Below are 25,144 nucleotides of genomic sequence, written 5' to 3'. Positions count from 1 at the left end.
GCTCCAGGCGGGGGCCTTTTTCGTGCCCGCGGACGCCTGAACCGAGTGAGCACTAGACTGTTACCGGAAGTTACGCCTAATCTCCCAACCATGGGTGAACTCGCCGGTAACAACACCGACTACGACGTCGTGGTGGTGGGGTCGGGCTTCGGCGGCAGCGTCGCCGCGCTCCGGCTCACCGAGAAGGGCTACCGGGTGGCGGTGGTCGAGGCCGGCCGCCGGTTCGCCGACGACGAGTTCGCCAAGACGTCCTGGGACCTGCGGCGATATCTGTGGGCGCCCGCGCTCGGCTGCTACGGCATCCAGCGCATCCACGCCCTGCGCAGCGTGATGGTCCTGGCCGGTTCGGGCGTCGGCGGCGGGTCGCTGGTGTACGCGAACACGCTGTACCGGCCGCTCAAGCCGTTCTACGCCGACCGGCAGTGGGCGCACATCACCGACTGGGAGGCCGAGCTCGCCCCGTTCTACGACCAGGCGAGCCGGATGCTGGGCGTGGTGGAGAACCCGACCACCACGCCGTCGGACGTGGTGATGCGACGGGTCGCCGAGGACATGGGCGTGGCCGACACCTACCACCCGACGCCGGTCGGCGTGTTCTTCGGCGAGCCGGGCCGGCCCGCCGAGGACCCGTACTTCGGTGGCGAGGGCCCGAGCCGGACCGGCTGCACGCAGTGCGGCGCGTGCATGTCGGGTTGCCGGGTCGGCGCGAAGAACACCCTGGTCAAGAACTACCTCTACCTGGCCGAGCGCAACGGCGCGGAGGTCCTGCCGCTGACGACCGTCACCGACCTGCGCCAGGCGCCGGACGGCACGTGGGCGATCGGAACCCGGCGCACCGGCGGCAAGCTGCGCCGGGGCCGGCGGACGATCACCGCCGGCCAGGTCGTGCTGGCCGCCGGCACCTGGGGCACCCAGCAGTTGCTGCACCGGATGAGGGCTGACGGCGCGCTGCCGAAGCTCTCGCCCAAGCTCGGCGAGCTGACCAGGACGAACTCCGAGTCGATCATCGGCGCGGCGCGCTTCACGGTGGACGAGGAGCGCAACTTCAGCCAGGGCGTGGCGATCACCTCGTCCATCCACCCGGACGAGCAGACCCACATCGAGCCGGTGCGCTACGGCAAGGGCAGCAACGTCATGGGGCTGCTCCAGACGCTGGCCACGGACGGCGCGAAGGCCACCCCGCGCATCCTGCAGTTCCTGTCCCAGGCGGTCCGCCACCCGCTGCGGCTGGCCAGGCTCATGTCGGTGCACCGGTGGAGCGAGCGGACGGTGATCCTGCTGGTGATGCAGAGCCTCGACAACTCCATCACCACGTACACCAAGAAGGGGCTGTTCGGCCGCAAGCTCACCTCGAAGCAGGGGCACGGGCAGCCGAACCCCACGTTCATCAAGGCCGGTCACGAGGCCAACCTGCGCGCGGCCGAGCACATCGACGGCATCGCGGGCGGCACGTGGGGCGAGCTGTTCGACATCCCCCTGACCGCGCACTTCATCGGCGGCTGCCCGATCGGCTCGGACCCGGCGGGCGGCGTCATCGACCCGTACCACCGGGTCTACGGCTACCCGGGCCTGTCCGTGGTGGACGGCTCGGCGATCTCGGCGAACCTGGGCGTGAACCCGTCGCTGACCATCACCGCGCAGGCCGAGCGGGCGTTCTCGGTGTGGCCGAACAAGGGCGAGCCGGACGGGCGTCCCGACCAGTCGGCCGGCTACCGGCGGATCGCGCCGGTCGCGCCGAAGAACCCCGCCGTCCCGGCCGAGGCGCCCGGGGCGCTGCGGCTGCCGATCGTGGAGGTCAAGTCGAGCTGATCGCCCTATGGTGGGTCGTGTGGCATCGAAGCCGTCCTGTTCGCCGGCGACCTGGTCGAGGCCCAGGCCGCGCCCTGCGCCGGCGACGCGTTCCACGACGAGTGGGCCACGTCCACGCTCGACCGGGTGGCCGCGCTGGGCGCCGAGCAGCTCGTCGGCGGCCGGGGCGCGCCCGCCCGCGACCGGGTCGAGGTCGAGGCGGCCATCGCCCGGTCGCGGCACTTCCTGGACGTGCTGCGCCGCGCGGTGGGGACCGCGCACGTCGGCGGCGGCACCGTGAAGGACGCGTTCGAGGCCGCGCACGCGGCCCTGGCGCCGCGCTACGGCCGTCGGCCGACCTTCGAGCGCTGCCTGCCGTTCGACGTGCAGCGGTACTGGGACGAGTGCGCCGGCGTGGTGTGGCCCCGGATCCGGACCGCCGAACGGGACCGCGAGGTGTGGGCGGCGCTGCGATGACCCCGGGGCCTCACCGCCGCCGAGGCGTCAAGCTGAACCCGTCCGGCTTCAACGTCAGCATCTCCGCCACCCGCAACCGGTAGTCGGCGGACCCGACCAGGTCGTACCGGCGCAGCACCGTGCCCAGCGCCAACGTCGCCTCGTGCACCGCGAACTGCCTCCCGATGCACGCGCGTTCCCCCGTCCCGAACGGCTTGTAGACGTGCGCGGGCCGCGCCCTCACCTCCGCCGGCGCGAACCGGTCCGGGTCGAACGCCTCCGGCGACGCCCACACCGACGGGTCCCGGTGCACCAGCGGCAGCAGCACGAGCGCCCACTGGCCCGCCCGCAGCGGGTACCGCCCGCCGAGCACGGTGTCCGCCCGCGCCTCCCGCGCGAACCCCGGCGCCGTCGGCCACAGCCGCAACGCCTCGTCCAGCACCCGCCGCACGTACCGCAGCTTGGTGACCTGCTCGAACTCCGGCACGTCCGCCGAGCCCCACACCGCGTCGACCTCCGCGCGGGCCTTCTCCGCCACCTCGGGGTGCCGCGACAGGTAGTACAGCGCGAACGACAGCGCGCCGGACGTCGTCTCGTGACCGGCGATCAGGAACGTGATCACCTGGTTGCGGATGTTCACCTCGTCCAGCTCCCCGGACGACAGCATCAGCCCGAGCAGGTCGGACCCGCCCGACCCCCGCCGGGAGCGCACCACCTCGTCCACGACCTCCGCGAGGTAGGCGAGATCGCGCTGGTAGCGCTCCTCCGCCTCCCGCCCGAACACCTTGCGCACCAGCGGCAGGACGAAGTTCTTGCGCTGCGCGTACCGCAACGACCCGATCATCGCCCGCACGAACGGGTGGGTCTCGGACCGCGAGAACGACTCGAACGAGTACCCGAACCCGACCCGCCCGATCGTCTCCAACGTCAGCTTCGTCATGTCGCCGGAGACGTCGACGGCACCGCCCCGGTCCCACTTCCCGACCAGCTGCGCGGTCACGTCGACCATCGTCGGGTGGTAGGCGCGCATGGCGCTCTGCGTGAACGCGGGCAGCAGCACCTCGTGCGCCGCCCTCCAGTTCGGCTCCTCGTTGTACGCGGTGAACAGCCCGTCACCGCCGACGTCCCGCAACGCCTCCACGCCCAGCGCCAGGTGCTTGGCGAACCGCGACTCGTCGGCCAGGTCCGCCGCCAACGCCGCCCCGCCCACGAACACGATCTCCTGGTCCAGGAACCGCCGCGTGAAGACGGGTCCGAGGTCGCGCCCCATCCGCATCGTGTCCTGCACCGGCGTGCGCCGGCTCGTGCCGAGCACGTCGCCCAGGAACGGCACCCGCCACCGGGGGTGCGGGATCACCGCGGCCGTCATCGCTTCCCCTGGTTGGCCGTGCTCATCCGCTCCATCGCCTCGTCGTTCGACAGCCGGCGCTGCAACCCCGAGGAGAACGCCGGGAACGCGCCACCGAGGACGCTCGCCACCCGCAGCTCGGGCGGCGCCACGTTCAGCTCGGCCCGGTCCTCCTCGATCGCCCTCACCACCCCCGCCGCGACCTGCTCCGGCGACACCGTCCGCATCCCCGCCGGTGGCTTCGCGCCGGTGTCGGCGAACATCCCGGCGTCCCGCACGAACCCGGGCTGCACGATCGACACGCCGACCCCGCTGCCGCGCAGGTCCTCCCGCAGCCCCAGCGCGAAGCCGCGCAGCCCGAACTTCGTCGCGTTGTAGAGCGAGGCGTGGGCCGACGCCACCTTGCCCGCCAACGACCCGATGAGCACCACGTGCCCACGTCCCGCGGTCAGCATCGACGGCACCAGCTCGTGGGCCAGCGCGATCGGCGCCTCCAGGTTCACCACCAGCGCCCGCTTCACCTGCTCGGCCGTGAAGTCCACCAACGCCCCGCTGGCCGGCAGCGCCGCGTTGGCGACCAGCACGTCGACCGCCCCCGCCTCCGCCACCAACCGCCCGGCCGCCCCCGGCTCGGCCAGGTCGACCGCCACGGCCCGCCCGCCGACCTCGTCGGCCAGCCGCTCCAGCTCGGCGACCTTCCGCCCGGTCAGCACCAACTCGGCCCCGCGACCGGCCAGGGCACGCGCGATGGCGTGCCCGATCCCACCCGTCGCACCGGTCAGCAACACGGTCGACCCGGACACCCGCATGACGCCTCCTCGATACTGTTCGTTCGAACGAACAGTATCGCGAATCGGCGGACCCGTCCCATGGCGGACAATGAACGACATGACGAGACCGGCCGAGACGAGGCAGCGGATCATCGCGGCCGTGCTGCGGATCATCGGCGACGACGGCGTCGCGGGCGTGACCAACCGGCGCATCGCGCAGGAGGCGGGCGTCTCGCTCGGCTCCGTCACCTACCACTTCGCCACCCAGCAGGACCTGCTGCGGGAGAGCCTGCTCCACTTCGTCACCGAGGAGACGAAGCGCTTCGGCGAACTGGCCACCCGGAACAACGCGCAGTGCGACGACCTCGGCCAGGTGGTCGAGATCGTCGGCCAGGTCGCCGAGGCCACCGGCACCGACAGCGACCGCATCGCGCCCTACGAGCTCTACCTGCACGCCGGCCGCGACCCGGAACTCCGGGCCGCCGCCGCCGAGTGCTTCGCCGCCTACGACAAGCTCGCCGAAACCGTCCTGGCGTCCATCGGCGTGCCGGACGCGGACCGGGTCGCCAGTGCCGTCGTCGGCATGGTCATGGGCCTCAAGCTCCGCGCCCTGGCCACCGGCTCCGGCACCGAGGACCTGGTCAACGGCCTGCTGATGATCGCCAAGGGCGCGCTCAAAGAGTGATGCCGGTGAGCACCATCGTGCGCTCCTCGGTGAAGTCCACCATCGCCGACCGGACGCCTTCCCGCCCGGTCCCCGACCCCTTCACCCCGCCGTAGGGCATCTGGTCGGCCCGGTAGGACGGCACGTCGCCGATGATCACCCCACCGACCTCCAGCTCCGCCGCCGCCGCGAACGCCACCGTCACGTCCTTGGTGAACACGCCCGCCTGGAGCCCGTACTCGGTCGCGTTGGCCTGCTCGAACGCCTCGTCGACCGAGTCCACCACGGCGACCGCCAGCACGGGCCCGAAGACCTCCTGGCGCCACAACCTCGCCCCCGCCGGCACGTCCTGCACCACCGTCGGCTCGACCGTCGTCCCCGACCGCCCACCGCCGACGTGCAGCACCGCGCCACCGGCCACGGCCTCCGCGACCCACTCCTCGACCCGCCGGGCGTTGTCCTCGTCGATCAACGGCCCGACCTCCACCTCGGGGTCGTGCGGATCGCCGGTCTTCAACGCCCGGACCGCCGCCACCAGCTTCGGCACGAACTCGCCGGCCACCTCCCGGTGCACCAGCACCCGCTGCACCGCGATGCACGACTGGCCGCCCTGGTAGTTGCCGAAGGTGGCGATCCGCCGCGCCGCGAACTCCAGGTCGTCCCAGTCCGCGCACACGATCGCCGCCGAGTTCGACCCCAGCTCCATCACCACGTGCTTGCGCGGCGCCGAGTCCATCAACGACCACCCGACCTCCGTCGACCCGGTGAAGGAGATGACGGGCAACCGCTCGTCCGCCACCAAGGTCTTCATGTCGGCCCCGCGCACCGGCAGCACCGAGAACGCGCCCTCGGGCAGATCCGTCTCCGCCAGCAACTCGCCCAACAACAACGCCGACAACGGCGTGGCCGACGCCGGTTTCACGATCACCGGCGCACCCACCGCCAACGCCGGCGCCACCTTGTGCGCCACGAGGTTCAACGGGAAGTTGAACGGCGCCACCGCCAGCACGGGCCCGCGCGGAACCCGCCGGACCACCGCCATCCGCCCTTCGCCACCCGCGTCGGTGTCCAACCGCTGCAGGTCGCCGGTGAACCGCCGCGCCTCCTCCGCCGCGAACCGGAACGTGCTCACGGCCCGCCGCACCTCGACCTCGGCCCACTTCAACGGCTTCCCGTTCTCCGCCGTGATCGTCTCCGCGATCTCCTCGGCGCGATCGGCCAACGCCTGCGACACCTGCGACAGCGCGGCGGCCCGCACGTGCGCCGGCGTCCGCCTGAACTCCTTCGCCACCGCCGCCGCGGCGGCAACGGCCCGTTCCACCTGCTCCGCCCCCGGCACCGCGACCGAGGCCACCTCCGTCCCGTCGAACGGGTGGTGGACAGCGAGGGCGGAAACGCCCTGTTCGGCGTGTCCGGCAATCCAACAGGGCCGTGGCTGGGGCGTGAACGCGTCCATGCCGAACACCGTAAGCCCGACCCGCGCACCCGACCTACCGATCTTCGCGCTCCCACCCGACCGGCGGGGTCGACCGAGCCGGACCCGACCGCTCACAGATCCGACAAGTTCTCCCGCACGTACTCGATGTGCCCCAGGTAGTACCCCTCGTGCCCCTCTTCCCGCTGCCGCCGGAACTCCGGCCGCTCCCGGATCATCGCGACCATGTCCTCCAACCTCGCCAACACCCACCGCCCCATCCCCGCCACCGGCAACCCGTACGCCTCGCCGAACAACCGCGCCCGCCGCCGCTGCTCCCGCACCCCGCCGAACTCCGGCGAGAACGGCACCAGGCAGTAAGCCGTGTAGGCGACGTCCCACCACCGGGGTCCGGGTCGCGCACCGTCGAAGTCGAACACGCCAACCGGCATCCCGTCCCGGAACACCATGTTGTACGGGGCGAGGTCGTTGTGGCAGATCACCTCAACGGGTGAAACAGGCGGGAACTGCCACCCCTCCACCATACCTGTCAGCCCGACCGACGCGTCGTGCAGCCGCCGCACCATCCGCGCCACCGCCACCAGCACCTCGTCCGTGCGCAACCAAGCGGCCAGTGGCGGGTGGCCGACCTCACCCTCCAGGTACGTCAACACCTCCCTCCCGCGCTCGTCCACCCCGTGCGCCTCCGGCGCGATGCCAAGCGGCGCAAGGTGTTCCAGCAACCGGTGCACGGTGGGCGTCCACGGGCCGGTCGGCCTCCGCACCGTCGACCCGATCCGCACGACCTCGTTGAGCCCGCCTCCGGTGAGCAGTTCCTCTTCCACGCATGACATCCTTCACCTGCGCGGATCCGCCAGACGAGAGGTTTTCCCCCAGTGGCCGAGAGCAGCAACCGCCCTGTGCTGGTAGTCGACTTCGGCGCGCAGTACGCGCAGCTGATCGCCCGGCGAGTCCGGGAGGCGCAGGTCTACTCGGAAGTCGTCCCGCACACCACACCCGTGGCGGAACTGCTGGAACGCGACCCGGCCGCCATCGTGCTGTCCGGCGGTCCGTCCAGCGTGTACGAGCCCGGCGCGCCCCAGGTCGACCCGAAGCTGTTCGACGTCGGCGTCCCCGTCTTCGGCATCTGCTACGGCTTCCAGGCCATGGCGGGCGCCCTCGGCGGCACGGTCGAGCACACCGGCACCCGCGAGTACGGCCGCACCGAACTCGGCGTCCAGCACGCCGGCGGCCTGCTCCACGAGGAGCTGCCCGCCAACCACCCGGTGTGGATGAGCCACGGCGACTGCGTCACCAAGGCCCCCGAGGGCTTCACGGTGACCGCGACCAGCGAAGGCGCGCCCGTGGCCGCCTTCGAGGACGCCGAGCGCCGCTTCGCGGGTGTCCAGTACCACCCGGAGGTCGGCCACTCGCCGCACGGCCAGGAGGTGCTGCGCCGGTTCCTGCACGAGATCGCGGGCATCCGGCCGCAGTGGACGACGTCCTCGATCGTGGACGAGCAGGTGGCCCGGATCCGCGAGCAGGTCGGCGACGGCAAGGCGATCTGCGGCCTGTCCGGCGGCGTCGACTCCGCAGTGGCCGCCGCTCTCGTCCAGCGCGCCATCGGTGATCGCCTGACCTGCGTCTTCGTCGACCACGGTCTGCTGCGCGCGGGTGAGCGCGCCCAGGTCGAGCGCGACTTCGTGGCCGCGACCGGCGTCAACCTCGTCACCGTCGACGCCCGCGAGCGGTTCCTCGACGCGCTCAAGGGCGTCACCGACCCCGAGCAGAAGCGCAAGATCATCGGCCGCGAGTTCATCCGGGTCTTCGAGCAGGCCGAGCGCGACCTCAAGGCCGAGGGCGACTACGGGTTCCTCGTCCAGGGCACGCTCTACCCGGACGTGGTCGAGTCCGGCGGCGGCACGGGCGCGGCCAACATCAAGAGCCACCACAACGTCGGCGGCCTGCCCGATGACCTCCAGTTCACGCTGGTCGAGCCGCTCCGCGCGCTCTTCAAGGACGAGGTCCGCCGCGTGGGCGCCGAACTGGGGCTGCCGGAGACGATCGTGCAGCGCCAGCCGTTCCCCGGTCCCGGCCTGGGCATCCGGATCATCGGCGAGGTCAACCAGGAGCGCCTGGACATCCTGCGCAAGGCCGACGCCATCGCCCGCGAGGAGCTGACCAGCGCCGGCCTCGACCGCCAGATCTGGCAGTGCCCGGTCGTCCTCCTGGCCGACGTGCGCAGCGTGGGCGTGCAGGGCGACGGCCGCACGTACGGCCACCCCGTGGTCCTGCGCCCGGTGTCCAGCGAGGACGCCATGACCGCGGACTGGACCCGCCTGCCGTACGACGTGCTGGAGCGCATCTCGACCCGCATCACCAACGAGGTGAACGAGGTCAACCGCGTGGTCCTGGACGTGACGAGCAAGCCGCCGGGCACGATCGAGTGGGAGTAGGGAAGCAGCCACCCGAGCGAGAAGGCCCGTCCTCCCCAGGACGGGCCTTCTCGCTCACTCCCCCTACCGGCGACGTCGAGCCGACCCCGCCAGCAACCCCAACCCGATCACCATCGCCCCTCCGGCCAACGCCCACCTCAGGTCGAGGAAGTCCGGCCAGGCCGCGCCGTCGGAGAGCATGTAGGCCGCGGCGACCAGGGCCGCGACCCCGAACACCAGCCCCACCACGTCGACCCCGCGCTTCTCGATCGCATCCTGGTCAGCCACGACGCACCTCCACCTCTCCGAGATCGCTGCGCACGTCCAGCACGATCTTCAAGCCGCCGGGCCCGTCGTCGCCGTAGTCGGTGACCGACTCGTGCCGCCCCTCGCCATCGGACTCCCGGTCGAGGCAGCGCACCGAGCCCAGGTCCGCCCGGCAGTCCACCGTCACGTCCGCGTCGGCGGGCACCCGGACCTTCGCGCTGCCCACCCCGACCTCGACGACCGTGGTGACGGTCCCGTCGTTCGGCAGCCCGGTCAGGTCGAGGTCCACCTCGCCGACGCTGGCCGTGTACCGGTCCCTCACCTCGGCGACCGTCGTCGGCGTGGCCCTCGTGCTGCCCATCTGCTTGCCGTCCACGTCGAAGTCCACCGAGGTCAGCAGCACCCCCACCGCCGACAGCGGCACGACGAGCCAGATCAGCCCGCGCCCACCGCCACCGCGCAGCGCGCCGAGCACCATGCCCCCGCCCAGCACCGCGACCAGCAGGCCGATGATGTGCTGCGCGTGGAACCAGTCCGAGTACGTCGACGTCACCAGCGACCCGGCCAGCGCCACCAGCGCCACCCCGAACGTCGCCACACCCACCCGCGACCTGGGCCGACGTGCCACCACCGGTGCCGGTGCGGCACCGACCGGGGCCGGCGCGCCCCCGGGTTCGGGCAGGTCCCACGCGAACGGCGCCGCGCCGAGCGGGTCCCAGGCCGGTGGCTTCACCTGCCCGGTCGTCTGCTCGTCCGTCGACACCTCGCCTCCCACCTCTCCGAACCCGACAGTCCCCGCACCACCTCCACCCGCGCCGAACGCCACCACGGGCTCCGGCCGGTTGAGCTGCCCGCGACCGCGGTGCAGCAGGTAGATCGCGCCCACCGACAGCAGCACGCCGCCGACCATGGTGAAGCCGCCGTCCACGAAGAACCCGGTGGCCGGGATCACCGCGAGCCCGAGCAGCACCGTCAACGCCGTCGGCGTCGAGCTGCGCCCACGCCCGATCAGCGCCTCCGCCGCCGACACCTCGTCGTCGGCCTGCGCCAGCAACAGCCAGCCGAGCAGGTAGACGAGCACCCCTGCGCCGTTGCACAACGCCATGGCCACGAACGCCACCCGGACGATCACCGGGTCGATCTGGTACCGCTGGGCGATACCGGCGGCGACACCGGCGATCTTGCGACCGTCGTGGGGCCGCCTGGGCCGGGTGGCCCAGAAGTCCTTCAGCGTCTCTTCGACGCTGGCCGCGCTGATGCTCCCGCTCACAACGACAAGCTTGCTGAACCGGCGCGGCCGGCACATCGGGGACCCACCCTGAACCGCGCATCGGGTGGAACCCTGATGACCGGCCCCGACCCGCGTGTGACCATCACGGGGTGAGTGTGGAGACGAAGGCCGTCGAGCCGGTGCGCCGCAGGCGGACCGGCCGGGTGGTCGCGGGCGTGGCGGGCGGTGTCGCCGACCACCTCGGCATCGAGGTGTTCTGGGTGCGGGCGGCGTTCGCCGCGCTGACCGCGCTCAACGGCGTCGGCGTGATCGCGTACGGCCTGCTGTGGCTGTTCGTGCCGCAGCGCGCGGCCGGTGAGCCGGAGGAGCCCCCGAACCCGAGGGAACGCCAGCAGGCGCTGGGCCTGGTCGCCATCGGCATCGCCGCGGCCGTGCTCGCCGGGCTGTTCTCCGGCCCGGTCAGCGGCTGGATCGCCGGGCCGCTCGCGGTGGCCCTGGTCGGCGCGGCCGTGGTGTGGCGCGAGGCGGACGAGGCGCAGCGCCGCCGTTGGCGGGACGGCGCGAAGTCCGGCATCTTCGGCGGCACGGGCCGCAGCACGATCGTGCGCGTCCTCGCCGGGGTGGCGCTCGTCGCCATCGGCATCGGCGTCCTGCTCGTCAACAGCTACGGCGTCGACCAGCTCCGGTTCGCGCTGCTCGCCGTGGTCGCGACCCTCGGTGGTGTGGCGGTGCTCACCGTGCCGCTGTGGATCAAGCTGATCAACGACCTCGGCGAGGAGCGCCGGGTCCGCATCCGCACCGAGGAGCGCGCCGAGATCGCCGCCCACCTGCACGACTCCGTGCTCCAGACGCTCGCCCTGATCCAGAAGCAGGCCGAGCAGCCGCGCGAGGTCAAGCGCCTGGCGCGCGGCCAGGAGCGGCAGCTGCGCGAGTGGCTCTACGGGCGGGTCGTGGAGGAGAACAACCAGCCGACCACCGTGTCCGCCACGATCGCCAAGGCGGCCGGCGAGGTCGAGGACAGCTTCGCGCTGGCCGTGCAGCAGGTCGTGGTCGGCGACTGCGAGCTCGACCCGAACCTGTACGCGCTGGTGCAGGCCGCGCGCGAGGCCATGGTCAACGCGGCCAAGCACGCGGGCGTCGGCGAGATCAGCGTGTACGGCGAAGTCGAACCCGAACGGGTGACGGTGTTCGTCCGCGACCGGGGCAAGGGCTTCGACCCGAAGACCGTTCCGGACGACCGGCATGGCCTCGCGGACTCCATTGGGGGGAGGATGGACCGGCACGGCGGTGAGGTCCGGATCCGCACCCGACCGGGTGAGGGCACGGAGGTGCAGCTGATGATGCCGAGGAAGACCGCAGACAAGCGAGAGACGGGGGCCAGGACATGACCGTTCGGGTGTTCCTGGTGGACGACCACGCGTTGTTCCGCGCCGGGGTGCGGGCCGAGCTGGACTCGATCACCGACGAGGTCGAGGTGGTCGGCGAGGCCGGTTCAGTCGGCGAGGCGGTCGTGGGCATCGGGCACCACCGCCCGGACGTGGTGCTGCTCGACGTGCACATGCCCGACGGCGGCGGCGCGGAGGTGCTGCGGCAGGTCCGCACGGCGTTGCCGGAGGTGGTGTTCCTGGCGCTGTCGGTGTCCGACGCGGCCGAGGACGTCATCGCGGTCATCCGCGCCGGCGCGCGCGGGTACGTGACGAAGACCATCTCCAGCCAGGAGCTGGTGCGCGCGGTGGTGCGGGTCTCGGAGGGCGACGCGGTGTTCAGCCCGCGGTTGGCCGGGTTCGTGCTGGACGCGTTCGCCGACCGCCCCGGCGCGGCGCCGATCAGCGACCCCGAGCTCGACCTGCTGACCCCGCGCGAACGGGACGTGCTGCGGCTGCTGGCGCGTGGGTACGCCTACAAGGAGATCGCGTCCGAGCTGTTCATCTCGGTCAAGACGGTCGAGACGCACGTGTCGAGCGTGCTGCGCAAGACGCAGCTCTCGAACCGGTACGAACTGTCCCGCTGGGCCTCGGACCGCCGCCTGGTCTGACCGGCCGGGCCCGCCCCTCGAACCGGTCTGGCCTGGCAGGCCCGGACCGGGCTACTCCAGCTGCTGGGACGAGAAGATCTGCAACCTGCCCTCGTCCGGCCACACACCGAGCTCGTACCGCCCTTGCGACGCGGTGCCCGCGTGCGAGAAGTTCACGTGCACCCGCACGGCGTACCTGGCGGAGCTCACCTCGACCACCTCGATGCCGTCGGCGCGCACGTCGTCGTACTGGCCCCAGAACGCCTGGTACTCCGCGAAGGGCCGCTGGAACGGCACGGCCAGGTTCGCGTAGGCCGCCGCCGTGTCCTCGGGCAGCGCCTCGTAGTGCCTGCGCACGAGTTCGGCCGCGTCGCTCGCCGTGAGGCCCAGGGGAGGCGCCGTCGCCGAGCCCGCGTCCCAGGGCTGGAGCGCCGCCACCGCGACCGCCCCCGCGCCGATCAGCAGCACGACCGCCGCCACCACGGGCGCCAACCACTTCCTCCGCTGCTTGCCCGCCCGAGCCTCGACCGCTCCCGGACCGGGCAGCTCGACTTCCGCGGACCGGGGGTCTACGGGCTCGGAGTCCACCCGCTCGGAACCAGTCCGCTCGGAACCAGTCCGCTCGGAGTCCGCCCGCCGGGAACCGACCTGCCCGGGACCGACCTGCCCGGGGTCCACCCGCTTCGCGCCAGGCCTCTTGACCGCGACCGTCTCGGCGCCGGCCCGCTTCGCGCCTCCCGCCTTGAGCCCGGCCCGCTCGGGACCGTTCAGCAACTCGACCGCCTCCACCGCCGTGGGCCGCGCCGCGGGATCGGAGGCGAGCAACCTCATCAGCACACCCGTCAACGGCCCGGAACGCGTCGGCGGCTCGATCAGCCCCGCCGCGGCCCGGTACAGCAGCCCGAAGCTGTTGTCGCTCACCCCGTGCGGCGACCGGCCCTCCGTCGCCGCGTACAGCGTCGCGCCCAGCGAGAACAAGTCCGACGCCTGGTCGGGCTGCTCGCCCCTCGCCACCTCGGGCGCCAGGTACGCCGGGGTGCCGGTGATCATGCCGCTGTCGGTCAACGTGCCGTCGCCGGTGGCCCGCGAGATGCCGAAGTCGGTGAGCTTGACCGTGCCGTCGTGTCCGATGAGCACGTTCGACGGCTTCACGTCCCGGTGCACGATGCCCGCCGCGTGCGCCGCGGCCAGCGCGGCGGCCACCCGACCGCCGATCCTGGCGGCCTCGTCCGGGCCCAACCTGCCCCGCTCGGCCAGCAGCCCGGCCAGGCTGCGCGAGGGCAGGTACTCCATGACCAGCCACGGCCGGTCGTCCTCCACCACCACGTCGAACACGGAGATCGCGTCGGGGTGCTGCAACCGGGCCGCGTTGCGCGCCTCGCGCATCGCCCTCGCCCTGGCCACCTCGACCTCGTCCGCCGTCAGGTCGGGCCACCGCAGCTGCTTGACCGCCACCTCGCGGTCCAGCAGCTCGTCCCGCGCCCGCCAGACGACGCCCATCGCGCCGCTGCCGATCCGCTCGACCAGCGCGTACCGACCGCCGACCGTCCCCGCACCGGTCCCTGTTCCCGTCCCCCCGGACTCCGCCACGCCAGCAGGTTAGGCGATGGCGTGGCCCGCGGGGGTGTCAGTTGGTCGAGACCAGCTTGGCCAGTTCCCGGTCGAAGTCGATCCACAGGTCCTCTTCGCCGGGCTGGACCACGTCGTAGGTGAGGTCCAGGAACTCGGCGATGTCCTCGGCGTCGGCCGACAGGATGGCGAACCCGGTCGGCGCGTTGAGCTCCACCAGGACCCGCTCCGGGTCGTCGGCGGCCGGTCGGACCAGGATGTCGCCCTCGCCGGACGAGGTCAGCAGGCCGTCCGCGAGCAGGTCCCGGGCGAAGATCCACTCGACCTTGCCCTGGCCGGTGTGGAACAGCACGGCTACCGCGTACGGGTCCTCGGGTTCGTAGTGGAGTTCGGCCTCCACCGGCGCCGGGGCCACGCCCGGGACGAGGAGGTGGAACGTCGTCGTGATGGTGATGCTGTCGTTGCTCATGTCCTGTGGGTTCCCTTCCGGAGTCGTCCCTCTCATGTGAGGAGACGTCCGAGAAGGCGAATCAGGACGCGTATCGCCTGAACACCACGCGATCGGGGGAGACCTGCGTCTCAAGTCCACCCGTTTGCCCAGGACAGCTGTCTCAGTTGGCCCCAGGCCCCGCCATACCGACGGGTAACACTGCGTTATCCCAGGTCACTTGAGCGTAGCGACCTCGACCTCGACGACCTCCGCGGCGGGCTCTTCGGCCTTCTCCGCCATCGGCACGATGGCCGTCGCGGGCTGCTTGCGGGTCAGCGCGACGCCGACGAGGACCACGGCCATGCCCAGCACGACGCGGAGGTTGAGCGCTTCGCCGAGGAACAGCGCGCCCAGCAGCACCGACACCACGGGCAGCAGGTAGCCGACCATCGTGGCGTTGGTCGCGCCCTCGTCCTCGATGACGCGGTAGTTCAGCACGAACGCCACGCCCGTCCCGAACACGCCCAGGATCGCCACGGCGACCAGCGGCTGCCAGGACAGGTGCACCGGCTGCAACCCGGCCACCGGCACCACCAGGGCCGTCATGCCCGCGGCGGCCACCAGCTGGCTGGAGGAGATCTGCATCGGCGTCAGGCCGCGCCCGGACACCTTGTGGCCCACGTAGGCGTAGCTGACCGCGTACGACGCCGCGGCGGCCAGGCACGCGAGCGCGCCCCAGCTCGCCAGACCGGCCTGCTGCCACGGGGCGAAGATGATCAGCACGCCCGCGAAGCCGAGCGCCAGGCCGGCGAACCGGGCCGGGTTGCGCTGCCGCTCCGTGCCCAGGACCAGCCCGATGCCCATCGCGAACAGGGGCGTGGTGGCGTTGAGCACACCGGCCACGCCCGAGTCCACCGTCTCCTCGCCCAGCGCGAACAGGGCGAACGGCACCGCGCTGCCGAAGAGGGCGGCGAAGCCGAGGTGCAGCCACGACGTCCGGTCCCTCGGCAGGCGTTGCCTGCTCCAGTAGACGAGCGCGACCAGCACCGCCGCGCCGAGCACGGTGCGGGTGAGCGTGATCTGGATCGGCGAGAGGCCGGTGAGCGCGATCTTGATCCACAGGAAGCTGGAACCCCAGAGCAGGGCCAGGACACCCATCCTGATCAGCGTGCCAGGCTTGTTCACGACCACACTGTGCGCGTCGCGAAGTATCAGCACAAGTGAATAGTTCTGCACAATCCTTAAGCACAGCTGTAAGGTTGCGCCATGTTGGACGTGCGACGCATGCAGGTGCTCCGGGCCGTGGTCACCACCGGCTCCATCACCGCCGCGGCGGTCAACCTCGGGTACACGCCCTCGGCCGTCAGCCAGCAGGTCTCGGCCCTGGAGCGGCAGGCCGGGCTGCCGCTGCTGGACCGGGTCGGGCGCGGCGTGCGGCCGACGTTGGCGGGCCGGCTGCTCACCGAGCACGCCGCGCACATCACCGACCGGCTGGTCGAGGCGGAGGCGGCGCTCGCGGACCTGCGCGCGGGCCGCACCGGGCGGCTGCGGGTGCGCTACTTCGCCACGGCGGGCGCGGCGCTCGTGCCACCCGCCGTCGCCCTGTTCCGGGCCAAGCACGCGGACGTCCGGCTCGACCTCAAGCTGACCGAGCCGGACGACCCGATGGTGGAGGTGGAGGCCGGCCGCGCCGACGTGGCCATCGTGGTGCACCAGCCGGACGCGGAGCCGCCGCGCGGCGTGCGGCTCGTGCACCTGCTCGACGACCCGTACGTGGCCGTGCTGCGGCGCGGCCACGAGCTGACCCGCAAGCGCGTGCTCGACCTCGCCGACCTGGCCGAGGAGCAGTGGGTCGACGCCGTGACGCCGCCCGGGCCGTGCCGGGACATCGTGCTCAACGCCTGCGCGGGCGCCGGGTTCGCGCCCAACACCGTGGTGGAGGCCGACGACTACCCGACCGCGCAGGGGTTCGTCGCGGCCGGGCTCGGGGTGACCATCGTGCCGAAGCTCAGCCTCGGTGTCGTGCACCCCGGCGTGGTGGTCCGCAAGCTGCGCCACCCGGAGCCGACCAGGTCCATCTGCGCCGCGATCCGCGAGGACGGCGCCGGCTCACCGGCCGTGACCAGCCTGCTGGACGCCCTGAAGGCGTCGTCCCGCTGACCGACCCGCGGCCGACCGGCCCGCGGCCGACCTGATCTACGGCTGATCGAGCATCTGCTCGTTGTCGATGTAGATGCCCTGGTTCTCCCACTTCAGGACGATCAGCTTGCGCTCGGTCTTGGTCGAGTCGTCCTTCATCCGGTAGACGATGTCGACCTCGTACGCGTAGGGCGAGTTCATCCGCACGCTCTTGAGCTCGACCGACTTCACCTGCGTCCAGATGCCCCGGTAGGAGCTCGGGCCGCCGGCCGTGGCCTGCATCCTGGCGGTCAACCGGCTGTAGCCGTCGTCCACGTTCTCCGGCAGCAGGCCGAAGTAGTCGCGGACCGCCTGCTCCTGCTGCCCGGCCGTCGGCTCGACGGTGATCTTGGCGGTCGGGGTGGACGGCTTCTTCGACGGCGTCACCGACGCCTCGCCGCCCGCTTCCTGCACCGCGGTCGTCGTGGTCGCGCCGGCCTGGTTCCCACCCGGCTCGTCCTTGTCCGAGAACACGCTCGCGAGCAGGATGCCCACGACCGCCGCGCCCGCGATGGCGAGCGCGGTGAGCACCGTGGACCGCTTGCTCTTCATCGGACCGCCGCCCGGTCTCGACGCACCGGCCGGGCGGGCCGCGGGCTGGTGGTGGCTCGACTGCCGCTGCGGCGCGGGCTGCGGGATCGGCGCGGGCGCCACCCTGGTCGCGGGGTGCGCCGGGTTGTTCGGCGCGGCGGGCGGGTTGTGCCGGCCCGCCGGGGCCGCCGCGCGGGTCGGCTGGGCCTGCACGGGCGCGCCCTGCCACGACGGCGGGTGGCTCTGCGGCATCGCCACCGGGAACTCCGGCGCGGCCCGACCCGCCGCCACCGCGGCCAGCGCCTCGCGGGCCTCGGCCATGGTCGGCCGGTCCTCCGGCTCGGCGCGCAGCAGGCGCATCAGCAGCGCGGTCAACGGGCCCGCCTGCTTCGGCGGCACCACCTTGCCCGACGCGACCTGGTGCAGCAGGGCGATGGTGTTCTCGTTCAGGCCGAACGGCGGCGCGCCCTCGATGGCCGCGTACAGCGTCGAGCCGAGCGAGAACACGTCCGAGGGCGGGCCCGGGTCGTAACCCTTGGCCACCTCGGGCGCGAGGTAGGCGGGCGTGCCCGCGAGCATTCCGGTCGCGGTGACCGTGACGTCGCCGGTGGCCCGGGAGATGCCGAAGTCGGTGATCTTCACCGTGCCCTCGTTGCCGAGCAGGATGTTGCCCGGCTTGATGTCGCGGTGCACGATCCCCGCGTTGTGCGCGGCGGCGAGCGCCGAGGCGACCTGGGAGCCGATGGACGCCACGTCGCGGGGCGGCAGCGTGCCGCGCTCCGACAGCGCCGTGGACAGGCTCTTGGACGGCAGGTACTCCATCACCAGCCACGGCTGGCCGTCGTCCTCCGCCACGTCGTACACCGCGATCGCGTGCGGGTGCTGCAGGCGTGCCGCGATCCGGCCCTCGCGCATGGCGCGGCGCTTCGCCTCGTCGGTGTCGGACTCGGCCAAGCCGGGCTGGAGCAGCAGCTGCTTGACCGCGACGGTGCGGTGCAGCCGTTCGTCGTGCGCTTCCCAGACGATGCCCATAGCACCGCTGCCGATCCGCCGGCCAAGTCGGTAGCGGCCGGCAACCAGGCGGCCATCGTCGCTCACGGCGTGCTCCCAGTAGCTGCTAGGGCTTCATTCAGTGGCGAACGACAAGACGCCACTAGGACAAGAACGGTGCGTCACCCGATCGGGTTCGGCACCACCTTACGAGGTTCACGGACCACCCACTCCCACAGTGGGGGTTGTAACGGTCGTCGTCGGCGCGGTCGTGGTCGGGTTCACCGAGCTCGGCGGCGGCGTCGTCGTGGTGGCCGGCGGCGGCGTGGTCGTCGTCGTGGTGGTGGTCGTGGTCGGCTCGGTCGTCGTGGTCGGCTCGACCGTGACCGTCTCCGTCTCCACGGTGGTCGTGGTCGGCGGCGGGGTCGTCGTGGTCGGCTTGGCCGTGGACGAGCTCGTCTCGGTCACCGGCGGCGCGACCGGCTCCTTGCCGCCGAACCAGTCCAGCGCCACCGCCAGGAAGCCGAGCAGCAGCACGGCGCCGAGCACCACGGCGGCGATCACCAGCGGCCGGTTGCCGCTCGACGACGACCTCGACGGCGGCGGCGCGGCGACCGGCGTGGCGCCGCTCGTCGACCGCGGCCCGGGCCGCACCACGCGGGTGCGGTCGGCGTCCAGGAGGGCCGTGGCGCCCGCGGGCACCGGCGCGAAACCCGGCGAGCTGGCCGGCAGCAGGCCGGTCAGGCTGGGGTTGCGGCCGTGCGCGACGGCGCTGAGCAGGTCGCGGGCCTGCGCCATGGTCGGCCGGTCGGCGGGGTCGTAGTTGAGCAGCCGCAGCAGCACGTCGGTCAACGGGTGGTCGACCGTCGGCGGGTTGATCCGCCCCGCCGCGACGGCGTGCAGCACGCCGAGGGTGTTCTCCGACAGCCCGAACGGCGGCTCGCCCTCGGCCGCCGCGTACAGCGTCGAGCCGAGCGAGAAGACGTCCGAGGCGGGGCTCGGGTCCTGGCCGCGCGCGATCTCCGGCGCCAGGTAGGCGGGCGTGCCGGCGATCAGGCCGGTCTTGGTGACCGTGACGTCGTCGCTGGCGCGGGAGATGCCGAAGTCGGTGATCTTGACGAGGCCGTTGTCGGCGATCAGCACGTTGCCGGGCTTGACGTCCCGGTGCACGATCCCGGCGGTGTGCGCGGCGGCCAGCGCGGAGGCGGCCTGCATGCCGATCTGCGCCACCTCGATCGGGTCCAGCGGGGCGTGCTCGGCCATCGTGTCGGCCAGGCTGTAGGACGGCAGGTACTCCATGACCAGGCACGGAGCGCCGTTCTCCTCCACCACGTCGTAGACGGCGATGGCGTTGGGGTGGTGCAGCTTGGCGGCGATGCGGCCCTCGCGCATGGCGCGCTGGATCGCCTCGTCCTGCTCGCGCTCGTCGAGGCTCGGCGCCAGCAGCAACTGCTTGATCGCCACGATGCGGCCGAGGCGCTCGTCCTGGGCACGCCACACGACGCCCATCGCACCGCTGCCGATCCGGTCCAGGAAGCGGTAGCGCTCGGCGATGACGCGACCGTCGTTGCTCACCGGACCACCTCGCTGGGGCGCTGCGTGACCGCGGCAAGGGCAGCAGGTCTCACGCTCGGGCTCCTCGTCGTGCGGATCGGTGCGCGGAACAGGCTAGGCCACCGCTCGCCCGCAGAGCCTACCCCGGCCGTGACTGCGACTTTCGAGCCGTTGCGCAGGTCACGTGAGCCGAGAGGTGACCGGGAAGGGATACCTGATACCGGGCCGTAAGGACACCCGTTCGCACGAAGATCGCCAGTTTTGCGGCCGAACGGGCTAACTGTTCGACGTGTCACCCGTTCGGGCTCACGGCTCACGCGCCGAGGCGACACCGGAAGCCCTCTCACCGCGGCACGCCGCGGACCCGCCACTCGGCGTGCCCGAGCGGTGGGTGCGGGGAAGGGCGGTGAGGAGGTCAGCCGGCCGGAGCGAAGAAGTCGAACCCGCCGATCGGGTTCAGGATCCCGCCCAGGTCGAGGTCGAGGCCGAGGCCCGAGCCGTCGTCGGACGGCGGGGTGCTCGGGGTGGCCGAGGACGGCGGCGTGGAGGACGGCGGCGGCGTCGAGGACGACGGCGACTGGGAGCTGCTGCTCGGCGGCGGCGGGGGAGTCGTCGTGCTCGGCGGCGGTGGCGTCGTCGTCTGCTGGGTGCTGGAGCTCGGCGCCGGCGTGGTCGTGCTCGGCGGGGCCTGCTGCGTCTCCTGCTGCGTCGTGGCCGTCGGCTGCTGCGTGACGGGCCGCGGAGCGCGCTGCGTGGTCGTCTCCACCGTCTGCTCGGGCGTCGTCGTGGTGGTCTCGGCCTGCGCCTGCTGGGCGGCTGCCGCGCCGAGGTCCTTGGTGAGCGTGTTGGTGGCGCGCGCCGCCGGGCGGGCGTCGAAGCGCACCTCCGCCAGCGGGCGCTCGTCCGGGGACGACATCAGGTTGGTCGCGGTGAACGCGACGGTGCCGGCGAGCACCACGCCGCCACTGGCCATCGCGACGAGCTTCGGCACGGAGAACCCGCCGCCGCCCCGCTCCTCCTCGCCGGCGCGGCCCTCGCGGCGCAGCAGCTCGGTGATGTGCAGCTCGCGGCCCGAGAGGTTCGTGACGTTCTTCGCACCGGCCGCGGCCGAGAGGGCGGCCACCGAGAAGCGCACGGTCTCCTCGTCGTCGGCGGCCCGGTTCACGGCCCGGCTGTCGACGGCCCGGCCGGCAGCTCCGCCGTCGGTGGTCCGGTCGGTGATCCGCGGGATCGGCTGCGTCTCCGCCTCACGCCTGGCGAGCAGGTCGGCGACCGACAGCTTGGCCGTCGAGCCATCCTGGCGACGGCGTTTGTCGTCGTTCGACACCGCTGGACACCTTTCCCGGGGGAGAGCATTGCGCTACTGACCGGGACCATGGATACCGAATCGTGACCGTCTACGTAACCCCTTTGAGTGAAGTTTCCTACGCTTTCGCAGGTTTGTTGAACGCTGAGTGAACACTTAGAGCTTGATCGTCACGGTGCGTCAACCGCGCTGGGCCGAGAGGACCTCGGTCGCGACAATGCGCGGAACGCTCGTGTCGGTCAACCGGAAAAGCTGCTCGACCCGCATCCACCGGCCCGTGCGCTCCTGCATCGACACCACCGCGAGCACCGCGCCGTCCGGTCGCAGCGAGGTCGACTCGATCGTGATCGCCTGCACGTGGCCCCAGGACTCGACGAAGTCGTGCCGGCTGCCGCCGAGCAGCTCCGGCGACAGCAGCCGGGCCGCCCGCGTGGGGTTGGCGGGCAGCAGCTCGAAGAACCTCCGGACGATGTCGACCTGCGGTTCGGGGCCCACGTCGACCTGCGTCGGCGGGACCATCATCGGTGGCTCCGTCGGCGTGTAGTGGGCCGTCGGCGTGGCCAGGCGCACCTGCGCGGGCACCCCGTCGGGCCGGCCGGCGCCGAGGTGCGCCGACAGCAGGTCCGGGCGCAACGCGGCCGACCCGCTGATCGACGCGGGCGGCTCGACCCGGGGCCCGTCGGGACCGGCGGAGCGGTGGCCCGCGAGGACCGCGGTGGCGGCGATCGAGACGAGCAGCACGACCGCCCCGGTGGTCACGCCGGCGAGCTTCGCCGTGCGGGTGGGACGTCTCCCTGAGGGGGCCGTGTCGTTCTCCTCACGCAACAGGTCGGTGGTCGGGCCATGGGTGGCGGCCTGCTCGCGGGTCCGGATCCGCACCGGCGCGGGGTGCTTCCTGATCAGCTCCGCCACCGTGACCGAACCCGCGCGGTTGTGCCTGCGACCGCTCGTCGTAGGGCGCTGCACTGGCGACTCCCTCGGTCGTGTAGTCGCCAAGACTCGTACCGTGGGGGAGCGGCGGGAAGCCAGCTCAGCGTGGGACTTCACTCCTTCGTGGCGGCCAGCGGTCGACGTCCGTACCTCGAACGGAGGAAGGATTACGGAGCGACGCCCACCCCCGGTGGGTTCAGGCGCCGCCGGCGGGCCGTTCTCCGTCGATCAGCGGTGTGCCGGTGGTGGTGAACACCAGCTCCCGCTTCTCGGTGGTCCTGGACCCGTCCTCGTGGGTCACGCCCAACGTGCTCACCGTGACACCGCGCGTCGGGTCCACGCTGATCTCCAGCACCTCGATCAGCGACACGTCCGCGAACTCCCGCTCCAGGTCCAGCACCTCGCCCGCGATCCGGAACGCGTCCGAGACCAGCCCCAGCGCGCCCTCGGAGTTCGTCGTCACCTCTTCGTAGAACAGCTCGGTGCTCACCGCGAGCGTGTCGGCGTCCACGACCGGCACCGACTCGGAGGGCACCGTGGTGACGAGCGCGGACGTCTCCGGTGCCGGGTCGCGGGTCGGACCGCCGATCGGACCGCCGGTCGGGTCGCCGGTCGGGTCGCCGGGCAGGTCGCCCGGGGCGCTGCCCGCCGCCCCGGCTCGTTCACCGCCGGCGGGGACCAGGTCGTTCACCACGGCCTCGGCGGGCACGCGGCGCGCCGTGGTCGAGGTGGGCGGCGGCGGTGGCGGTGGGAAGCCGGTCAGCAGCGGCATGCCGGTCGGGTAGCCGGGCAGCCCGATGCGCTCGGCCGGGCCGTTCGTGCCGACCAGGTGGGACGCCACGACGGCCAGCCCCACCAGGACGCCCGCCGACGACAGCACGGTGAACCAGGCGGCCCGCCGCCACGTCCGGGGCGGCGTCACCGAGGCGGGCACCAGGCCGATGTTGAACTTGCGCAGCCCCATCGCGTCGGTGTCGACGAACGGGTCCGGCGGTGGTGGCTCGGGGGGAGGCGGCGGTGGCGTCAGCGCCGGTGGTGCCACCGCGGGCGACGGCCGTGCCACCCCGCGGTCGAGCGGTGTGTGGTCCAGCTCCCCGCCCATGGGCAGCCAGATCGCCGCCCCGTCCTCCAGCCGATGCCGACCCGACCGTTCCGGTTCCCCGATGTCCATGCTGTGCAGACCCCTCCCGCCCCCCGACCTGACGGTCCTCGCGGTTCACCTGTCGGCTCGAACTCACTGCGGGTCCGAGTGGCGCGGGGAATGGGGGTGGGACGCCGAGGACCCCGCCGCTACCTCAGAGTAGGTGCAGGGTGCACGGAGAGCTGCGCTGATCAGCCTTGTGGGGCCCAGCGACACACGTAAGAGTGAATTTTCAGCTCCCGCTGTTCAGCTTCTTCCTGGTGCCCTGGAGCGCGTTGCCGGCGGCCAGGCCGGCGCCGCCCGCGATCAGCGCGCCGATGATGTCGCCCGAGGTGGACGCGCCCGACGTGATCAGCAGGCCCACGAGCGCGATGATCGTCGTCACCCCGGCGACGGTCCACCGGCTGCGCACGTACTGGGCGATGGGCGCGCCGGCGGCGCGCTTGGACTTGGCGGCGGAACCGAGCATCGCGAGGTAACCGTCGTGCGCCAGCGCGGCGAGCACACCGATGATCGCGATGAGGCCCGTGATGAGACCGATGACCATGGCACCAGTGTGCCCGTCGCCGAACCGGCTGGACCATCCGTGATCGCCCTGATATCCCACCGGGATGGAGGTCTTCTGGCACGACGCCTGCCTGGAGCACGACACCGGCGCCGGGCTGTGGGAGCTGCCCGGCCGGTGGGAGTGGCTCGACGTGGCCGAACCGCACCCGGAGAACGCGGCCCGGCTGCGCACGTTCCGGCACGCGCTGGCGCACGGACCGGTCGCGCCGCACCTGTCCTGGTCGGCCGGCCGGTTCGCCGACGACGAGGAGCTGGCCCGCGTCCACGCGCCGTCCTACCTGGCCGGGCTGCGGGCCGCGTGCGAACGGCGCACGGCCGTGGAGGCGAACACCGTCGTGGGCCCCGGCTCGTGGGACGCGATCCGGGCCGCCGCCGGCACCGCGCTGGCGGCCTACGAGGCGGTCGCGGCCGGCCGGACGCGCCTGGCGTACGCCCTGGTCCGCCCGCCCGGCCACCACGCCCAGCCGACCATGGCGGACGGGTACTGCCTGGTCAACAACGCCGCGCTGGTCGCCGAGACGGCCCGCCGCGCGGGACGCCGGGTCGCCGTCCTGGACTGGGACGTGCACCACGGCAACGGCACGCAGGAGGTGTTCCGCGACACCGACGACGTGCTCACGGTGTCCGTGCACATGCGGCACGGCCCGTGGGGCGCCAACCACGCCCAGACCGGCGCGCCGGCCGAGTCGGGCGCGTCGAACGTCAACGTCGAGCTGTCCCTGGGCGCGGGCGACGGCGCGTACCGGCGGGCGCTGGCGGAGATCGCGCTCCCGGCGCTGGCCGAGTTCGGCGCGGACTTCCTGGTCTGCGCCTCGGGGTTCGACGGTTCCGCGTTCGACCCGAACGGCAGGCACAACCTCACCGCCGCCGGCTACCGGGACATCGGCCGGGCGGTCTCGGGGCTGGGCCTGCCGACGGTGCTCACGCAGGAGGGCGGCTACCTGCGCGGCTACTCGGCGCTGTGCCTGCACGCGCTGGTGGAGGGGTTGCTCGGCCTCGACCTGCTGGAGGACCCGATCGCCTACGTGCCGGACGACACCCAGCTGGTGGACGTGGACCTGGCGAGGGCCAGGTCCACCCTCACCGACTGGGGGTTCTGCGCCTGACGATCACCGCCCGAGGTGGCCGCGGCCCAGCCTGAGCAGGATCATGGCCAGGTCACGGCCCTCCGGGCCGAGGTCCTTGTAGCGGTTGATCACGTCGATCTCCCGGTTGTGCACGATCCGGGTGCCGCCGGCGGCCATCCGCGCCGCGCCGATGACCTTGGAGATCTCGACCCGCCGCTTGACCAGCCTCAGCAGCTCGGCGTCCAGGTGGTCGATCTCCTGGCGCAGCGCGTCGATGTCCGGTGCGGCTTCGGTGCTGTTCATCGTGACGACCTCTCGACTCTGGTTGGAGTCCCAGCCCTGGCAGCAGCGAAGCCCCGGGGTCCGAGGACTCCGGGGCTTCGTGGTGGCTTGTCGGCGCTAGCGGTCCACGGGAGCCGGAGTCCGGTTCCCGTAAAAAAACTCGAAGTGGGCCATGCGCACCGGCTCATCATGCCACAGCCGCGGACTGTCGG

General features: G+C 72.5%; 22 protein-coding genes and 2 pseudogenes. 8 read left to right on the top strand and 16 right to left on the bottom strand.

Annotated features, from left to right (window positions below):
* Positions 1-90 precede the first annotated feature (90 nt).
* A complete protein-coding gene (locus tag ACQPYE_RS37435; protein WP_498717839.1) occupies positions 91-1,809 on the top strand; it encodes an FAD-dependent oxidoreductase in 1,719 nt (572 codons plus the stop codon).
* A gap of 33 nt (positions 1,810-1,842) precedes the next feature.
* Positions 1,843-2,265, top strand: a pseudogene (locus tag ACQPYE_RS37430) (MBL fold metallo-hydrolase); the annotation flags it as partial.
* A 10-nt stretch (positions 2,266-2,275) separates the two neighbouring features.
* Here ACQPYE_RS37430 and ACQPYE_RS37425 read toward each other — a convergent pair.
* Entirely contained in the window at positions 2,276-3,613 is a 1,338-nt protein-coding gene (locus ACQPYE_RS37425; RefSeq protein ID WP_498717838.1) for a cytochrome P450, read from the bottom strand.
* Complete coding sequence (locus ACQPYE_RS37420; protein WP_498717837.1) at positions 3,610-4,401, bottom strand: SDR family NAD(P)-dependent oxidoreductase; 792 nt, start codon at positions 4,399-4,401, stop codon at positions 3,610-3,612. Before ACQPYE_RS37420 ends, ACQPYE_RS37425 begins: the two co-directional genes overlap by 4 nt.
* A 79-nt stretch (positions 4,402-4,480) precedes the next feature.
* Between ACQPYE_RS37420 and ACQPYE_RS37415 the strand changes: the two genes are divergently transcribed.
* On the top strand, positions 4,481-5,047 hold the full coding sequence (locus tag ACQPYE_RS37415; protein WP_498717836.1) for a TetR/AcrR family transcriptional regulator: 567 nt from the start codon (positions 4,481-4,483) through the stop codon (positions 5,045-5,047).
* On the opposite strand, the gene ACQPYE_RS37410 is transcribed toward ACQPYE_RS37415, so the two are convergent.
* Positions 5,037-6,482, bottom strand: a complete 1,446-nt coding sequence (locus tag ACQPYE_RS37410) for an aldehyde dehydrogenase family protein (protein ID WP_498717835.1) — start codon at positions 6,480-6,482, stop codon at positions 5,037-5,039. The genes ACQPYE_RS37415 and ACQPYE_RS37410 overlap by 11 nt on opposite strands.
* 92 nt (positions 6,483-6,574) lie before the next feature.
* The gene (locus ACQPYE_RS37405; protein WP_498717834.1) at positions 6,575-7,285 is read right to left on the bottom strand and encodes an aminoglycoside phosphotransferase family protein; all 711 of its coding nucleotides are present in this window, start codon (positions 7,283-7,285) and stop codon (positions 6,575-6,577) included.
* 51 nt (positions 7,286-7,336) lie between these two features.
* Here ACQPYE_RS37405 and guaA point away from each other — a divergent pair, with 51 nt between their 5' ends.
* Positions 7,337-8,896, top strand: coding sequence for a glutamine-hydrolyzing GMP synthase (gene guaA / locus ACQPYE_RS37400; protein ID WP_498717833.1), 1,560 nt, complete (start codon positions 7,337-7,339; stop codon positions 8,894-8,896).
* A gap of 63 nt (positions 8,897-8,959) precedes the next feature.
* On the opposite strand, the gene ACQPYE_RS37395 is transcribed toward guaA, so the two are convergent.
* Positions 8,960-9,163, bottom strand: a complete 204-nt coding sequence (locus ACQPYE_RS37395) for a hypothetical protein (RefSeq protein ID WP_498717832.1) — start codon at positions 9,161-9,163, stop codon at positions 8,960-8,962.
* Positions 9,156-10,412 (bottom strand): PspC domain-containing protein, encoded by a 1,257-nt coding sequence (locus tag ACQPYE_RS37390; protein WP_498717831.1) that lies wholly within the window; start codon positions 10,410-10,412, stop codon positions 9,156-9,158. Before ACQPYE_RS37390 ends, ACQPYE_RS37395 begins: the two co-directional genes overlap by 8 nt.
* 110 nt (positions 10,413-10,522) lie before the next feature.
* On the opposite strand from ACQPYE_RS37390, the gene ACQPYE_RS37385 reads away from it, so the two are divergent.
* Positions 10,523-11,761 (top strand): ATP-binding protein, encoded by a 1,239-nt coding sequence (locus ACQPYE_RS37385; protein ID WP_498717830.1) that lies wholly within the window; start codon positions 10,523-10,525, stop codon positions 11,759-11,761.
* Complete coding sequence (locus ACQPYE_RS37380; RefSeq protein WP_498717829.1) at positions 11,758-12,408, top strand: response regulator; 651 nt, start codon at positions 11,758-11,760, stop codon at positions 12,406-12,408. Before ACQPYE_RS37385 ends, ACQPYE_RS37380 begins: the two co-directional genes overlap by 4 nt.
* Before the next feature lie 51 nt (positions 12,409-12,459).
* On the opposite strand, the gene ACQPYE_RS37375 is transcribed toward ACQPYE_RS37380, so the two are convergent.
* From ACQPYE_RS37375 to ACQPYE_RS37365, 3 genes are all read right to left on the bottom strand, one after another.
* Positions 12,460-13,977 (bottom strand): serine/threonine-protein kinase, encoded by a 1,518-nt coding sequence (locus ACQPYE_RS37375; protein WP_498717828.1) that lies wholly within the window; start codon positions 13,975-13,977, stop codon positions 12,460-12,462.
* 37 nt (positions 13,978-14,014) lie between these two features.
* Complete coding sequence (locus tag ACQPYE_RS37370; protein ID WP_053721570.1) at positions 14,015-14,425, bottom strand: SsgA family sporulation/cell division regulator; 411 nt, start codon at positions 14,423-14,425, stop codon at positions 14,015-14,017.
* A gap of 195 nt (positions 14,426-14,620) precedes the next feature.
* Positions 14,621-15,577 (bottom strand): DMT family transporter, encoded by a 957-nt coding sequence (locus tag ACQPYE_RS37365; RefSeq protein ID WP_498723067.1) that lies wholly within the window; start codon positions 15,575-15,577, stop codon positions 14,621-14,623.
* 75 nt (positions 15,578-15,652) lie between these two features.
* Between ACQPYE_RS37365 and ACQPYE_RS37360 the strand changes: the two genes are divergently transcribed.
* Positions 15,653-16,546: a LysR family transcriptional regulator gene (locus tag ACQPYE_RS37360; RefSeq protein ID WP_498717827.1), complete on the top strand. Its 894-nt coding sequence runs from the start codon at positions 15,653-15,655 to the stop codon at positions 16,544-16,546.
* A gap of 36 nt (positions 16,547-16,582) precedes the next feature.
* Here ACQPYE_RS37360 and ACQPYE_RS37355 read toward each other — a convergent pair whose 3' ends face one another.
* From ACQPYE_RS37355 to ACQPYE_RS37330, 6 genes are all read right to left on the bottom strand, one after another.
* On the bottom strand, positions 16,583-18,193 hold the full coding sequence (locus ACQPYE_RS37355; protein WP_498717826.1) for a serine/threonine-protein kinase: 1,611 nt from the start codon (positions 18,191-18,193) through the stop codon (positions 16,583-16,585).
* A 108-nt stretch (positions 18,194-18,301) separates the two neighbouring features.
* Positions 18,302-19,660: a serine/threonine-protein kinase gene (locus tag ACQPYE_RS37350; RefSeq protein WP_498717825.1), complete on the bottom strand. Its 1,359-nt coding sequence runs from the start codon at positions 19,658-19,660 to the stop codon at positions 18,302-18,304.
* A 394-nt stretch (positions 19,661-20,054) separates the two neighbouring features.
* Positions 20,055-20,966: a hypothetical protein gene (locus ACQPYE_RS37345; RefSeq protein ID WP_498717824.1), complete on the bottom strand. Its 912-nt coding sequence runs from the start codon at positions 20,964-20,966 to the stop codon at positions 20,055-20,057.
* A gap of 159 nt (positions 20,967-21,125) precedes the next feature.
* On the bottom strand, positions 21,126-21,911 hold the full coding sequence (locus ACQPYE_RS37340; RefSeq protein ID WP_498717823.1) for a hypothetical protein: 786 nt from the start codon (positions 21,909-21,911) through the stop codon (positions 21,126-21,128).
* Between the two features lie 160 nt (positions 21,912-22,071).
* Positions 22,072-23,046 (bottom strand): hypothetical protein, encoded by a 975-nt coding sequence (locus ACQPYE_RS37335; RefSeq protein WP_498717822.1) that lies wholly within the window; start codon positions 23,044-23,046, stop codon positions 22,072-22,074.
* Positions 23,047-23,248: 202 nt separating this feature from the next.
* Positions 23,249-23,563 (bottom strand): hypothetical protein, encoded by a 315-nt coding sequence (locus tag ACQPYE_RS37330; RefSeq protein WP_498717821.1) that lies wholly within the window; start codon positions 23,561-23,563, stop codon positions 23,249-23,251.
* Positions 23,564-23,627: 64 nt separating this feature from the next.
* Between ACQPYE_RS37330 and ACQPYE_RS37325 the strand changes: the two genes are divergently transcribed.
* Positions 23,628-24,689 (top strand): arginase family protein, encoded by a 1,062-nt coding sequence (locus ACQPYE_RS37325; RefSeq protein WP_498717820.1) that lies wholly within the window; start codon positions 23,628-23,630, stop codon positions 24,687-24,689.
* Between the two features lie 3 nt (positions 24,690-24,692).
* Here ACQPYE_RS37325 and ACQPYE_RS37320 read toward each other — a convergent pair.
* Positions 24,693-24,983 (bottom strand): annotated as a pseudogene (locus ACQPYE_RS37320) (chorismate mutase); the annotation flags it as partial.
* Positions 24,984-25,144: the final 161 nt, after the last annotated feature.

It is taken from the genome of Actinosynnema sp. CA-299493, assembly GCF_050946825.1.
In the GTDB taxonomy this organism is placed as follows: Bacteria; Actinomycetota; Actinomycetes; order Mycobacteriales; family Pseudonocardiaceae; genus Actinosynnema.
This window is presented reverse-complemented; position numbering and strand designations above follow the sequence as displayed.

Bases quoted from the DNA above. Each gene is read 5' to 3' on its own strand.
- ACQPYE_RS37410 (WP_498717835.1), bottom strand. From the start codon at position 6,482: ATGGACGCGTTCACGCCCCAGCCACGGCCCTGTTGGATTGCCGGACAC.
- ACQPYE_RS37420 (WP_498717837.1), bottom strand. From the start codon at position 4,401: ATGCGGGTGTCCGGGTCGACCGTGTTGCTGACCGGTGCGACGGGTGGG.
- ACQPYE_RS37435 (WP_498717839.1), top strand. From the start codon at position 91: ATGGGTGAACTCGCCGGTAACAACACCGACTACGACGTCGTGGTGGTG.
- ACQPYE_RS37330 (WP_498717821.1), bottom strand. From the start codon at position 23,563: ATGGTCATCGGTCTCATCACGGGCCTCATCGCGATCATCGGTGTGCTC.
- ACQPYE_RS37380 (WP_498717829.1), top strand. From the start codon at position 11,758: ATGACCGTTCGGGTGTTCCTGGTGGACGACCACGCGTTGTTCCGCGCC.
- ACQPYE_RS37425 (WP_498717838.1), bottom strand. From the start codon at position 3,613: ATGACGGCCGCGGTGATCCCGCACCCCCGGTGGCGGGTGCCGTTCCTG.
- ACQPYE_RS37415 (WP_498717836.1), top strand. From the start codon at position 4,481: ATGACGAGACCGGCCGAGACGAGGCAGCGGATCATCGCGGCCGTGCTG.
- ACQPYE_RS37325 (WP_498717820.1), top strand. From the start codon at position 23,628: ATGGAGGTCTTCTGGCACGACGCCTGCCTGGAGCACGACACCGGCGCC.
- ACQPYE_RS37360 (WP_498717827.1), top strand. From the start codon at position 15,653: ATGTTGGACGTGCGACGCATGCAGGTGCTCCGGGCCGTGGTCACCACC.
- ACQPYE_RS37335 (WP_498717822.1), bottom strand. From the start codon at position 23,046: ATGGACATCGGGGAACCGGAACGGTCGGGTCGGCATCGGCTGGAGGAC.
- ACQPYE_RS37370 (WP_053721570.1), bottom strand. From the start codon at position 14,425: ATGAGCAACGACAGCATCACCATCACGACGACGTTCCACCTCCTCGTC.